At 68.9% G+C, this 13458-nt stretch carries 9 protein-coding genes; 3 read left to right on the forward strand and 6 right to left on the reverse strand.

What is annotated here, in order from left to right:
• The first annotated feature begins 21 nt into the window (after positions 1-21).
• On the forward strand, positions 22-726 hold the full coding sequence (locus DMC64_RS29600; protein ID WP_125736178.1) for a class I SAM-dependent methyltransferase: 705 nt from the start codon (positions 22-24) through the stop codon (positions 724-726).
• On the opposite strand, the gene DMC64_RS29605 is transcribed toward DMC64_RS29600, so the two are convergent.
• The 5 genes from DMC64_RS29605 to DMC64_RS29625 all read right to left on the reverse strand — a co-directional run bounded on the left by DMC64_RS29605 (position 720) and on the right by DMC64_RS29625 (position 8964).
• Complete coding sequence (locus DMC64_RS29605) at positions 720-2465, reverse strand: hypothetical protein (protein ID WP_125736179.1); 1746 nt, start codon at positions 2463-2465, stop codon at positions 720-722. The two genes, DMC64_RS29600 and DMC64_RS29605, sit on opposite strands and share 7 nt — an antisense overlap.
• 8 nt (positions 2466-2473) lie before the next feature.
• Complete coding sequence (locus DMC64_RS29610; RefSeq protein ID WP_125736180.1) at positions 2474-4057, reverse strand: substrate-binding and VWA domain-containing protein; 1584 nt, start codon at positions 4055-4057, stop codon at positions 2474-2476.
• Between the two features lie 217 nt (positions 4058-4274).
• Positions 4275-6389 (reverse strand): bifunctional diguanylate cyclase/phosphodiesterase, encoded by a 2115-nt coding sequence (locus DMC64_RS29615; RefSeq protein ID WP_125736181.1) that lies wholly within the window; start codon positions 6387-6389, stop codon positions 4275-4277.
• A 105-nt stretch (positions 6390-6494) separates the two neighbouring features.
• Positions 6495-7544, reverse strand: a complete 1050-nt coding sequence (locus DMC64_RS29620) for an alpha/beta hydrolase (RefSeq protein ID WP_125736182.1) — start codon at positions 7542-7544, stop codon at positions 6495-6497.
• Between the two features lie 76 nt (positions 7545-7620).
• Entirely contained in the window at positions 7621-8964 is a 1344-nt protein-coding gene (locus tag DMC64_RS29625; protein ID WP_125736183.1) for a cytochrome P450, read from the reverse strand.
• A gap of 171 nt (positions 8965-9135) precedes the next feature.
• On the opposite strand from DMC64_RS29625, the gene DMC64_RS29630 reads away from it, so the two are divergent.
• Positions 9136-9948, forward strand: a complete 813-nt coding sequence (locus DMC64_RS29630; RefSeq protein ID WP_037348237.1) for an SAM-dependent methyltransferase — start codon at positions 9136-9138, stop codon at positions 9946-9948.
• Between the two features lie 84 nt (positions 9949-10032).
• On the opposite strand, the gene DMC64_RS29635 is transcribed toward DMC64_RS29630, so the two are convergent.
• A complete protein-coding gene (locus tag DMC64_RS29635; RefSeq protein WP_037348235.1) occupies positions 10033-10521 on the reverse strand; it encodes a hypothetical protein in 489 nt (162 codons plus the stop codon).
• 124 nt (positions 10522-10645) lie between these two features.
• Between DMC64_RS29635 and DMC64_RS29640 the strand changes: the two genes are divergently transcribed.
• Entirely contained in the window at positions 10646-13453 is a 2808-nt protein-coding gene (locus DMC64_RS29640) for a BTAD domain-containing putative transcriptional regulator (protein WP_199755136.1), read from the forward strand.
• Positions 13454-13458 lie beyond the last annotated feature (5 nt).

Here is a 13458-nt window from a genome sequence, read left to right on the forward strand (position 1 = left end):
AACGTGGCTACTATGCGCCCTATGACAGACGGTTTCGAAGAAGCGTGGTCGCTCGCCGAACCCGTCAAGGGCTGGATGACGCGGGATCAAGGCCTCGCCCTGTGGAACGCCGCGTGCCGGCTGGACAAAGGCGATCTCATCGTGGAGATCGGCAGCCACCAGGGCCGCTCGACGATCGTGCTCGCGAGCGCCGCCCGCACGGTCGGGGCGCGGGTGGTCGCGGTCGACCCGTTCGTCGACGGCCGGTTGTTCGGCGGATCGCCAACACGCCAACGGTTCGAGGCGAACCTGAGAAAGGCAGGCGTCGAGGACGTCGTCGAGCTCGTGGCGGAGTACAGCACGAAGCTCCGTCCACGCTGGGACCGCCCGATCCAGTTGCTCTACATCGACGGCAAACACGACTACTGGACCTACACCGACGACCTGCGCTGGTCGGCGAACCTGGCCGACGGTGGGGAAATCCTGGTCCACGACTGCTTTTCCTCGATCGGCGTCACCCTGGGCACGATCGCGAAAGTCCTCTTCGGACGGCGGTACACCTACCTCGACCGCGCGACGTCGCTGGCCCGGTTCCGGCTCACCCCGCCGTCGGCGAGGGACAGACTGCGTGTGCTCGCGCAGCTGCCGTGGTTCGTACGCAACGTCGGGATCAAGATCCTGCTGCGGCTGCGCCTGGCTCCCGTCGCGAAGATCTTCGGCCACGACAGCCCGTACGACCCCTACTGAGTGAGCGGTCTGCCGACGTCGACCTTGGCGAGGCAGACGGGAGCACCCTTGGCGGACAACTGGAAGCCGACCTTGTCGAACAGGCCCTCGATCGGCAGGTACATCGTGTGCAGGCCGGGCTGGAACCATACCGGCACGCGGGTTCCGTCGCGATCCACGAACCCTTCGCCGCCGTCCGAGGTGAAGTAGTCGATCCGGAGCAAGTACCGGCCGAGAACGGGCGTGTCCAAGGGAACCCGGACCAGTTGCTCGCCGACGGTGTAGCCACAGCCCGCCACCGGACCGGGCAGGCCGCGGGAAACCGGTTCCACGCCGGTGATCGTCCTCGCGGTACCAGAATCGTCCAAAAGGGACATACGACTGGTCGGCTGATCGAACTGGAACCCGGGGATCAGGCCGACCACCCGGGAGGCGCGGGCATTCTCGCCGAACCAGCCGTGCAGGACGTCGTTCGGTACGGCCGTGTCGAACAGGACGAGGTCGGGGTCGCGTTCGATCGAAGCGCGCGCGTTGGCGAGGAAATCCCGGGAATGTTCGAACCGTAGTCCGGGCGCCAGCCGGGAGAAACCCACGGCGGAACTCGCGATCAAGGCGAGACACAACGCCAGGGCGATCGGGCGTTTCGCCGAGGACGGCACGGGATCCGACGACCGGTCGAGCGGTTTGGGTTCCAGGAAGGCGAAAGCGAGACACAGCGCGACGACGAGTGCCAGATCGGCGACGTAGCGGGGATCGCTGCCCAGTTCCGGGCCGACCTCGGTGAGCCTGGTGGCCGCCGAAAGCCCGATGTCCGCCACGAACACCAGGCCCAGCAGGATCCACGCCTTCCGGGCCCGGAGCCCGCCGACGCGGATCCCGAGGGCCAGCACCGCGACGGCCAAGAGCAGCACCACGATCCGCACCACCACGGGGGAAGCGGCGAACGTCGCGCCGGGGCCCGGACCCGACCACGGTCCGCCGACCATCCCGGGGATCAGGGCATCGCCGAGCATCCGGCCCGTCATGTCCGCGACCGTGCCGACGGTGACCGGACCGCCGCCTTGCCCGACCTGACTCGTGGTCAACGCCAGGAAAACGGCGGCGTAGCCCGCGAGGACGGCGACGAGGACACCCATCAGGACGAGGTGGCGGCGCAAGGAAATCCCGAGCAGGACAGTGATCCCGGCGATCAGCACCGGGATGAACACCGCCTTTTCGTAGAACGCGAGCCCGAAGACGGTCCAGGCCACGGTGGCGATCGCCCAGCGGCCGCCGTCGGCGAGATACCGCACGTGCGCGTGCAGTGCGGCGGTGGCGGCCAGCAGCACGGGCGCGATCTGGATGGCGTACGCCCACCACAGCGTCGGTACGAGCAGCAAGGTCGACGTCGTGAACATCGTGAACGGGACGAGAATCCCCCACCGGCGCCCGAAACAGCGCACCAGTACCGCCCACAGCAGCACCGACGCCGCCGCTTGCATCAGCAGGACCGGTGCCATCAACACGGCGAAGTTCAGCGGGGCCCACGCGGTCAGCACGTCGGCGAGCAGGAAGCCGCCGGGCGCGAGATGGCCGTGGTAGTCCTGGAAAAAGTAGCCGAAGTCGAACGGGCCCGCCTTCGCGGCGTGGTAAGTGATGACGAAGTCGTCCTGCGCGAGGCTGCCGCGCAGCGCGGCCCACACGTGCAGGACGAACGGGACCGCGCCGGCCGCGAACGCGGCGAGCGCGACCGGCGAAGGTCTTTTCCCCCGGAGAGCCACGGATCGCCTCAATTCTTGCAGGTCGGCGGCTGGCACATGATCTTGCTCAGCGCCTGGTAGAAGACGTCCGAGATCTTCCTCGGATCGGGGGTGGTGAACGATTCTCCGCCGGTGGCGGTGGAAACCTGCCGCAGTTCGGACGCGTCGATATCCGGCCCGATACCGATCCCGATGACCGGCAACGGTTTCCGCGGATCCTGCAGTTTCCCCAGTTCCTCCAGCAGCCGGGGCAGCCCGATCGTCTCGCTGTCCTCGTTGCGCCCGTCGGTGAGCACGACGACGAGGTTGATCCGGCCGGGTTTCCAGTTCTGCCTGGCGTTCTGATACGCGGCGAGGATCGAATCGTAGAGCCCGGTCGCGCCACCGGCTTTCGGTCGCACGGCTTGGAGTTGCGCGACACCGCCCGAGGCCTTCTGCTCGGCGATCGTCTTCATCGGCAACAGGACACGATGATCCTTGTCACCGTCCAATTTGGTCGAGAACAGCCACAAACCCAGTTCTGTCGTGGGTTTGAACAGGCCGAGCCCCTGCGTCGCGGCCTGCAGGGTGAGGTCCATCCGGCTCTTACCCGTGCCCGGCACGGCCGCGGCCATCGAACCGGAGACGTCGAGCAGCACCTGGACCCGGGCGCTCAGGTTCGTCCCCGCCCATGCCTGCAGCACGGCGTACAGGTCCGCGACCGGCGGGGCTCCCGGCGGGAGCGGCGCCGGATCGGTCCGGCTGTCCCGCGCCCGCGGCACCGCGAACTGACCGTTGGGCGCCCGGAATCCCGCGTCGGCGAAGATACCGCCGGCGAGCGGGTCGAGCAGCAGCCGCAGGAAGCGTTCCGCCGCGGTCCTCGACGCTTCGGACGCCTTGGGCAGCACGACATACGGGTAGTCGAACCCCTGCACCGGGACGCCCGGGTACGCCGCCACCAGGTTCCGCGCGAGGACGGATTGTTCGGTCGTGGGAAAGGCGGCCGGGAACCGATCCGGCGCCGGGTTCAGTTTCCGCATTGTGGCGGTGAACGCCGCGGCCGGGTCGGGCTCCTTCTCGGTCAGCTTCCGCAGCGCGAGCAACGTGCCGACGCCGAGCGGATCGCGCGCCGGATCCGGGATCCCGATCGGTGCGCCGTCGAGGATCTCCTGCCACGAGGGGGTTTTCCCCGGCCAGCCGAACCGCCGCGCGGTCTCGTCGGGAAGTCCCAGTACCACCGGGGAATTCGCCACCGACTGACCGGATTCCGGGAGGTTCCACGCACCGGCGTCCCTGGCCTGCGACAACATCGTGCTCGACTCGGGGATCCAGACGTCGGGCCCGCCGGAGGCGGTGGTGCCGAGCAGGTCGGCGGTCTTGGCCGACTCGCTCGCGGTCACGTTGACACTGAAGCATTCTTCCTGCGGCACGGTCTTCGCGAGCCGCGTGAGCACCGGCGCCACGTCGGGCGCCGCGGTGATCTCGACCGGCGTCAGCGCGTCACATCCGTTGCCCGCCAACCGGGCCCGCAGGTAGTCGACGCCCCACCAAGCGCCGAGCGCGATCACCAGCAACAGGCTCAAGACGACGACGGGCGCGTTGAACCGCCCGGCACGCCTCGGGCCGTCCTGCATGTGCGTGCCTCCGAGGTGCGGGGTGAGGACCTGGGATGTTGCCCAATCCGCCCGCGAACGTCAACCCTCGGGTAACTTAGCGCCTCCCGTTGCGGCAAACGGCCTAACGAAACCCGTGACTCACGTGATCAGAGTCGTAACTCGCGTGATTGGAGGCGTAACTCGTGAGTTACGCCTGGAATCACGCGAGTTGCGCCTCCAAACACGCGAGATCGGCCTAGCCGAAGTACCGTCCGGCGCCGATGTGGGCGCCGACGGACTGCCACCAGCCCGCGTCGCCGGTCGAATCGATGCCGTCCGCGATCACCGTCACGCCCGCCATGTTCGCGGTGTCGATGAGGTTCCGCAGCGTGCGTTCCGCGAGCGGTTCCGTCCGCCGCTCCACCAGCCGGGGAGCGATCCGGACCGTCCGCACGGGCACGTCGACCAGGCAGACGACGTCGCCGCCCGCGCCGAAGCCCTGCAGTTCCGCGTCCACGCCGATCTCGGCGAGGAGGTGCAGATTGTCGACCGTCTCGCCCGCATCCGAGAGCACGGCCTCGGTGGGAAAGCCCAGCCGGAGCCGTGACGGCCCGAGGCCGGTCGCGGCCAGGATGGTCCGCACCGACCCGACGAGATCCGGATCGGCGGCCTGATGCGGGGTCAGCCCCACGACCATCGGGAGCCTGTCGTCCGATTCCTCGCAGGCGGTGCGGATGAGCCATTCGCCGAGCGGCACGATCAGGCCGGTCTCGTCGGCGAAGCGGACGCAGGTGTCGTGCCCGATCCGGCCGTGACGCGGATGGTTCCACGCGAGCCTCGCCTCGATACCCGCCGGCGTGCTGTCCGCGAGCCACGTCAGCGGCCGGAAGCCGACCTCGATCTCACCGGTCTCCCAGGCACCCGCCATGGAGACGGCGAGGCCGAACTCGTGCCGCTCCCGGCTGTCGAGCACGGAATCGGACAGCGCCCATTGCCGGTAGCCGTTGGCCTGCGCCCGCCGCAGCGTCATGTCCGAGACGCGCAGCAGTTCGTTCGGCGCGATGTCCCTCGGCGGCCGGTGCACGACGCCGACACAGGCCGAAACCGCGACGCCGCTGCCGCTCTCGAGATAGACCGGCTCGGACAGCTCCTGGTTGATCATGCCGATGACGGTGGCGACGTCCGGGCTGGTCGCGGTGTTCTGGATGAGGATGCCGAATTCGTCGCCGCCGATCCTGGCGACGAGCGCGTCCTCGCCGCCGACGACGGCCCGCAGCTTCGCGGCGACGTTCTTCAGCAGATCGTCGCTCTGCTTCTGGCCGAGACCGCCCGCGATCAGCGAGAACCCGTCCAGGTCGAGGTGGTAGACCGTGACGCCGAAGGACGGGTCGGCGTGCCGCAACGCCTTCTCCAGGCGGGTGCCGAAGCACTGCCGGTTCGGCAGGCCGGTGAGCGGGTCGTGCAGAGCCTGACGGCTGAGCTGCCGCTGCAGCAGCGAGACGTCCGTGTCGCCGTCGACCAGGGTGATCAGCTGCTGGGCCTCACCGGCCGGATCGCGGATGACGGCGCCGGTGAACGCGGCCCACGGCGGTTCCTCGTCCTCGGTCACGAGTCTTCGCGACAGCTCCAGCCGCTGGCTCTCGCCTTCGAGCAGCTTCCGGTAGCCCTCACGCAGGCCGTCGGCGTCGTCCGGGTGCACGAGGTCGTAGAGGTTGAGCCCGCTCAGATCCGCGACGGGCCGGTTCAGCATTTCGGCGAACGCCGGGTTCACCCGCTGGACGCGGCCGTCGACCCTGGTGACGGCCACGCCGGTCGCGGAGCCGGTGAACAGCTGCTCGAAACGCGCCTGGGTCAGCACCAGCTCACGCCGCGTCTCGCGTTCGAGCGTAACCAGTGTGCGGCTCAGATCCTCTTGCTGCGTCTGGATGCTCTCGCGCAACGCCTCGCCGTAGCCGGACGCGAGCGCGCCGAGCACCTGCAACACCCGTTCGGGGAGCGACTTCACGCCCCGCAACTCCGGTTCGTGCAAAAGCCCCTTGCCGAGTACGTCCATCGTGCGACGCAGGCTGTCCGGCCCGACGCACCTGAGCGCGACGAGCCGCGCGCCGGCCTCGGTGGCCTGCGCGGGCTCGGCGTCGCCGCTCAGCACCGCGTCGAAGACCTCGTCCAGCAGAGCGGCGAAATGCTCTTCGATCTGGGCGTGGGTATACGGAAGATACGCCGTACCGGTGACCAGGTAGGCCCACTTGCGGGCCAGCGTGGCGCGGGTCGGCGCGGCGTTCTTCCGCTTCGGTGCCGCGGAGGATGAAGTTGGCTTCGGGGCGTCCGGCGATACGGGGAACTCATCGCCGTCCGGAAGTGGGGCAGTCACGTCCGCCGGTCCTGGGGTCGCTTTCGTATTCCGTGGTGGAGGAACATCCTCCACGATTCTGAAGCCGTACTCACGGTTTGACGGTCACCCAATCGGGTGGTGACCCTACGGTACTGCAACACCGACCTTTTCCCTCAGCCAATCGCGGGTGGCGTCCCGATACTGGGACGCGTTGCGATGTAACGCCAGCGAATGTCCGGCACCGGACAGAACATACGTGGAAAGCTCGGCCTCGGGCCGGTAGAACGGCGCTTCCGCCGGACGCAGCGACTCGGCGCTCGAACAGTCGCGTAGCGAGAAAAGGCCACAGAACAGGATGTCCTCCGACCCGACGGCCTGGAGTACGGGAACCCGGATCGCTTTCGTCGCGGGCAACACGATGCCGAACACGGCGACCGTCCCCATTCCCGGGACCGAAACCTGATCCTTGGTCGCCTCGTCCGCCTCGATGACCCGGGGGTCGGTATTTTCCGTCGCGTAGAACAGTCCGGCACGCGCTCCCGGTTTCGTCGTGAAATAGAGCGGATCGCTGCCCAGTGAACCGAGTCGTCCATCGGTGAACGCGGGCTGAAGGCCGAAAAGCACCCCGAACGTCAGCGCGGGAACCGACGGCAGATGCGTCATTCCGGTGAGGATCACGCCGTCGACGTCCTGATACGTCGAGGCCTCGGCCGCGACGATCCCCGAACCGACCGAATGCCCGACGATGACGACCTTCTCGAAAGGCGTGCCGCCGACCCGTCCCGCGCGGAGGTGACCGACCACCTCGTGCATCGACCGCGCCAGCACCGGCAGCAGGAGCGGAAGGCTCAACGGTTTGCTGCTCCCGCCCGAACCGAGCTGGTCCGCGGCGAACGTCGCGTAGCCGTGTTTGGCCATGTCCCGCTGGTAGGAATAGCGATCCGGGTCGTAGGGCAGGTCCCAGTAGGCGCTGTTGTAGGTGCCGCCGTGCACCAGCAGCTGGACAGCTTCGGGCGCCGGCCCCTCGGGCAGGCAGAACCGGCCGTGCACCGTGGCGGGTTCGCCGAGCGGGCCGGTGACCGGCAGATCCAGATCGGAACAGCGGACGTCGACGGCCTCGGCCGGGGCCGCGACCAGGAAACCGCCGAGGAGCACGCAGCAGGTGGCCACCGCCGTGGCCAGTTTGAGCGGCATTCTCACAGAACCCTCTCCGGAATCGGGACGCTCGGAAGGAGCATGAACCCTACACCTGGTGATCGAACGTTCACCGTCAGCCTCGGGTTCGCGGACGCGCGATCATCGGCAACCGGTTCGGCTGCATCGTCGCTTTGATCTTGGGGAACACCTTCACCCCCGGCACCGGTTCCAGCCGCCACCGCGCGCCGATCGTCGCCGCCACCAACGCGATCTCCGTGGGAGCGAACTGATGTCCGGGGCACAGCCGGGCACCGGCGCCGAACGGGATGAACGCGCCCTTCGGCACCTCGGCGGCACGCTCGGGTTCCCAGCGATCCGGGTCGAATCGTTCGGGATCGGGGAACCAGCGCGGATCGCGATGCACCGTGTGCTGGCTGACCGCGACCTCGGTACCGGCGGGGAGGCGCACGCCGCCGAGTTCGACGTCCTCCCGCGCCCGGCGCATCAGGATCACCGGCGGCGTCCGGCGGACGACCTCGTTGATGATCCGCTGCGTGTAGACCAACCGCGGCAGGTGTTCGAACCGCGCGGGCCCGTCCGCCAGCACCTCGTCGACCTCGGCGTGGAAGCGGCGCTCGATATCCGGCCTCGCCCCGATCTCGTGGAAGAACCACGCGAGCGCGACGGCCGTGGTCTCGGCGCCGGTGGTGAGGATCGTGATGACCTCGTCCTCCACCTGCCGGTCGGTCATCTTCTCGCCGGTCTCGTCGTCCGCGGCCAGCAACAGCATCGACAGCAGATCGCCCTGATCGCCGCCCTTCTCGCGCGCTTTGAGGACGGCGTCGCCGATGACCCGCCGCAGCCGTGCGGCCGCCGCGTCGAACTCGCGGTTCGCCGGGATCGGCAGGCGTTCCACGAACTTCGGCGAGAACGCCCGGACCATCACGTACTTCAACATGATCGGGATCGACCGCTGGATCTCGGTGAGCGCGTCGTCGCCGAGTTCGGTGGAGAACAGCGTGCGCCCGGAGATGGTCAGCGCGAGGTCCTGCATACGCCGGTCGAATTCGACGACCTCGCCCGGTTTCCACGAGTCGGCAAGGTCTACGGCGAGCTTCGTCATCGTCGTCTCGGCGTAGAGCGCGATCCGGCTTCGCTGGAAAGCGGGCAGCATCATCCGTCGTTGCCGCTGGTTGAAGGCACCGTTGGAAGTCGCGAGGCCGTCGCCGAACAACGGCCGCATCTTGTCGAACACGATGCCTTTGTCGAACTTCCCCGCGTCGATGGCGAGCAACCGCCACGCCAGCTCCGGCGTCGTGACCAGATAGACCGGCATCGGACCGAAGTCGAGCCGCACGACGTCGCCGTGCGAACTCAGTGAGGACAACAGTTTCAGCGGGTCACGGAGCATCGGCACGGTATGCCCCAGTACCGGCCACCGGCCCGGTGCGACGGCGACGTCCGGAGGTGCTGCCATCGTGCTCGTCTCCCGATGCCTGGACGGTGAACCCGGCCACCTTAGGGCCGCGAGGCCGCGGCGAGGCTTCCGCCGCCGCACATCCACACGATCGGACGATGGCAGCCCGGTCCCGCCAGACCGCTAGACTCCTGTGCCCCAACGGATCCCAACCGAACGGCGGCGACGACGGTGACTTCGAACCTGAGCTGGGTGCCTCCCGAGGTCGACACGACCGTGCCGAATCCCGCCCGGGTCTACGACTACTGGCTCAACGGCGACCACAACTTCCAGGCCGACCGTGAGCTGGGCGAACAGATCCTCAAGATCATGCCGGGTATCCGCGACGCGGCCCGGCTCAACCGCGCCTTCCTGCGGCGTGCCGCGCTGCACATGGTGGAGGCGGGGGTGCGGCAGTTCCTCGACATCGGCTCCGGTATCCCGACCGTCGGCAACCTCCACGAGATCGTCCAGGGGATCGACCCGTCCTGCCGGGTGGTCTACGTCGACCGAGAGTCGGTCGCCGTGGCACACGCCAAACTGCTGCTGCGCGGTAACGACCGGTGCGCGGCGATCCAGGCCGACCTCCGCGACGCCAACGACATCCTCGACGCGCCCGAGACCAGGGAACTGCTCGACCTCGACCAGCCGATCGGCCTGTTCATGTTGCTGCTGCTGCATTTCGTGCCGGATTCGTGGGAGCCGCACGCCATCCTGGCCCGCTATCGGGAGCGGATGGCCTCCGGCAGCTTCCTGGCGATCTCGCACGTCGCCGCCGACGCGAACTCGAGCGGCCTCGACGAGGCCATCGAGGCGTACAAGAGCACCCAGAACGACCCCATCCCCCGGACCCACGACCAGGTGCTTTCGTTCTTCGAGGGGTTCGACGTCATCGAGCCCGGCGTCGTCGGCTGCGCGATGTGGAACCCCCAGGGCGCCGGTGACATGTCCGAAGACCCGGAGATCAACTCGCTGCCGTACGCCGGGGTGGGCCGGAAACCCTGAGCCCAGGATGTCAGGAAAGGGTCGTTCAGGACATATTTCGTCCTGAACGACCCTTTCCTGACGTTTCCCCTCGCCTCCCCCGGCTCAGGGCAGCACGTCGGTCACGGTGTCCTTGATGACCTGCCACTTACCGTGCTCGCGCACCAGCGTCAGGCTGATCGTGTAGTGCCGGTTGATGTTCTGCGACGGCACCTTGTAGTACGCGTCGAGGATCGCGTAGCCCATCTTGCAGTCCTCGACGACGGTGTGGGTCACCGTCCACGGCATGCTCCACTCGTACGGGAGCTTGAACTGCACGTCGACCACCGGCTCCACATTGGCCTCGTAGCCGATGAACAGCTGCCCCTTGCGCCCGACGGTCACCATGTTCTGGTGGATGATCGCCCGGTAGCGGGCCTCGTCGCGTTTGTTGTAGCTGTCCATGTCCTCCCAGACCGCGCGGTCGAACGAGCGCTGGCACGCCTGCCGCTCCGACTCGGCCTGCTGCTCTCCCGCCGCCGCCGCGGCGGGCACACCGATTCCCGCCGCGGCCACGACCAGCCCGGCCAACGCCGCGTAATAGCGCTTGCGCATGGGATTCTCCTCATCACGTCCCGTAATCCGTCCAAGAGAAGGCTCGCCGGACGGCGCATCACAGCTGCATCACTTCCGCACCGGCCCGGGCGCGTGGCCGGTTAACCTCGCGGAAGGGGGTGCGATGGAGTTCCGGATCTTGGGGCCGGTGCAGTGCCGGAGCGGGGCACGGCCGGTGAAACTGGCCGGTCCGCGGCAGGAGCGGATCCTCGCCGCGCTGCTGCTCGGCGCCGATCGCGTCATCTCGGTCTCGCGGCTGGTGGACGTCGTCTGGGACGAGGATCCGCCCGCCACCGCCACCCGCCAGATCCGCAACCTCACCACCGCGTTGAAGCGCACGCTCGTCGCCGAGGGCGCCGCCGACGACGTCCTGACCGCCGAAGGGCCCGGCTTCGTCCTGCGTCCGAGCTCCTTCGACCTGCGTTCGTTCGAGGAGCACGTCTCGCGTGGGGAGTTCCGCGAAGCTCTCGCGTGCTGGAGCGGACCGGCTCTGTCCGGTGTGGACAGTGCGGCTTTGCGAGGCGAAGCCGAGGAACTCGACGAGCGTCGTCTATCCGTTGTGGAACGTTGCCTCGACGAAGAGATCTCCGCCGGGGAAGACTCCGTCGCGGAGCTGACGGCCTTGGTCGCCGAACACCCGCTCCGGGAACCGTTCGCCGGCTTGCTCATGCGCGCGCTGCACCAGCAGGGCCGGCAGGCCGACGCGCTGAACGTCTACCGGCAGGCGCGGACGCGACTGGTGGAGGAGCTCGGGATCGATCCGGGCCCGAAGCTGCGCGAACTCTACGAGCGGATCCTGCGCGACGAGCCGGAATACGGCAAGACCCGCTGCTTCCTCCCTTACGACGTCCCGGATTTCACCGGACGCGAGGCCGAGATCCGCCGTCTGCTCGACGCCGTCCGGCTCGGCCGCCCGGTCGTCGTCGACGGGATGGCCGGTGTCGGCAAGACGTCGCTCGCCGTCCACGCCGCCCATCGGCTCGCCGCCGATTTCCCCGACGGGCAGCTGTTCGTGGATCTGCACGGCCACTCCCCCGCCCGCGAACCGCTTCCGCCCGAGGCCGCGCTCGAAGCCCTGCTCGGGCAGCTGGACGTCCCGGCTTCGCGGCTTCCCGGCGGTGTCGACCGGCGGGCCGAGCTGTGGCGGACCAGGACGGCGGGCCGGTCGCTGCTCGTGGTGCTCGACAACGCCGCGAGCGCGGAACAGCTGCGACCGCTGGTGCCGGGTTCGGCGACGGTCGCCCTCCTGGTCACCGGGAGGCGCCGCCTCGCCGCGGTCGACGGCGCCGCGTCGATCAGTCTCGAAGTGCTGCCGGACGAGGAGGCGGGTGCCCTGTTCGCGGCGGCGTCCGGGCGACCGGACACGGGGGTGGCCGCGTTGTGCGGCAACCTTCCGCTGGCGATCCGCATCGCCGCCGCCCGGCTGCAGAATCGTCCACAATGGACCGTGCAGACGTTGGCCGAGCGGCTGGGCTCCGAACACGACCGACTGGCCGAACTGAAGGTCGCCGGACGCGACGTGGCCGCGGCCTTCGCACTGTCCTATCGGGAACTCGATACCGCGCAACAGCGCATGTTCCGTTTGCTGGGGCGCAATCCCGGTGCCGACATCGGCGTGCCCGCGGCCGCCGCGCTGGCCGGTGTCGGGGAGCGCGAGGCCGAACGCCTGCTGGAGGACCTGCTCGACGCCCACCTGGTCAGGCAGCCGGCGCTGGGCCGTTACGCGTTCCACGACCTGATCGCCGAGCACGCCCGCAATGCCGCCCGCGATGAGGAATCCGGCCCTGCCGTGCGTCGGCTCCTCGATCACTACCGCGACGGAGGCGGCCCCGACTGGTACCGGACGGAACGGGCGAACCTCGTCGCGGTGACCCGGCACGCGCTCGACACCGGTCTGGACGAGTACGCCTGGCGGATCGCTGTGGACACCGCGGACCACCTCCGGGAAAGCGGGCATCTCGACGAACTGCTCGCCGTGGCACGGACGGGGATCACCGCCGCCCGCCGGATCGGTGACCCGCGAGCGATCCAGCTGAGCCTGGCGAGCCTCACCCTGGCGTTCTGGGAGAACGGGCGGCTCACCGAGGGAATGGACTGCGCCCTCGAACGGCTGGACGTCGTCCGCGCGTCCGGCGATCGCGGGGCCGAGGCGATCGCGCTGTCCAGGGCGGGCGCGCTGCACGGCATGCTCGGCCGCTACCCCGAGGCGATCCGGTTCTACCGGGACGGCCTGGCCGTCGTCGGCGAGACCGGCGCCGCCACACTGTGGACCAATCTCAGCAACGCCCAGGAAGTCCTCGGCAGGCTGGACGACGCGCTGGCCTCCGCCCGGCGGGCGGTGGACCTGCGTGAGGACGAACGCGGCGTGATCCTGAGTTCGGCCCAGCTCGGCCTCGTCCTGTCCCGGCTCGGCCGTTTCGGCGAGGCCTTCGAGGTGATCGAACGGTCGATCACCGCCTCGCGGGATCTCGGCTACCTGTTCGGCGAGGCGTGGAGCCGGATCGACCTCGCCGACGCCCTGTTGCTCGCCGATCGCCCTGGCGACGCTCGCGAGCAGGCCGAACGCGCGTGCGCGATTCTCACGCGGCTCAACCATCCGTTGCTGCTGGCGATGGCGGCCAACAGCCTGGGCACCGCCTGCCTCGCGCTCGGCGAGACGGAGACGGGCCTCAGGCGGCATCGGCTCGCGCTCGAAACGGCGAAGCGGATCGGCTACCGGTTGCAGGAAGCCCGCGCGCTGGCCGGATTGGGACAGGTCGCAGCCGCGCGGGAGCACTACGCCGCGATGGGCCTGCCCACGGAACCCACCAGCAGGGAGACCATGGCGAGCGCCGCCGTACTCCACAGCAACAGCACGACACCCGCGCCCTCGACGACCAAGCCGCCGACGAAAGCGCCGAGGGCTATCGAACCGGTGAACACGCCGACGTAGAGACC

The sequence above is a fragment of the Amycolatopsis sp. WAC 04197 genome (genome assembly GCF_003947475.1).
Lineage (GTDB): Bacteria > Actinomycetota > Actinomycetes > Mycobacteriales > Pseudonocardiaceae > Amycolatopsis > Amycolatopsis japonica.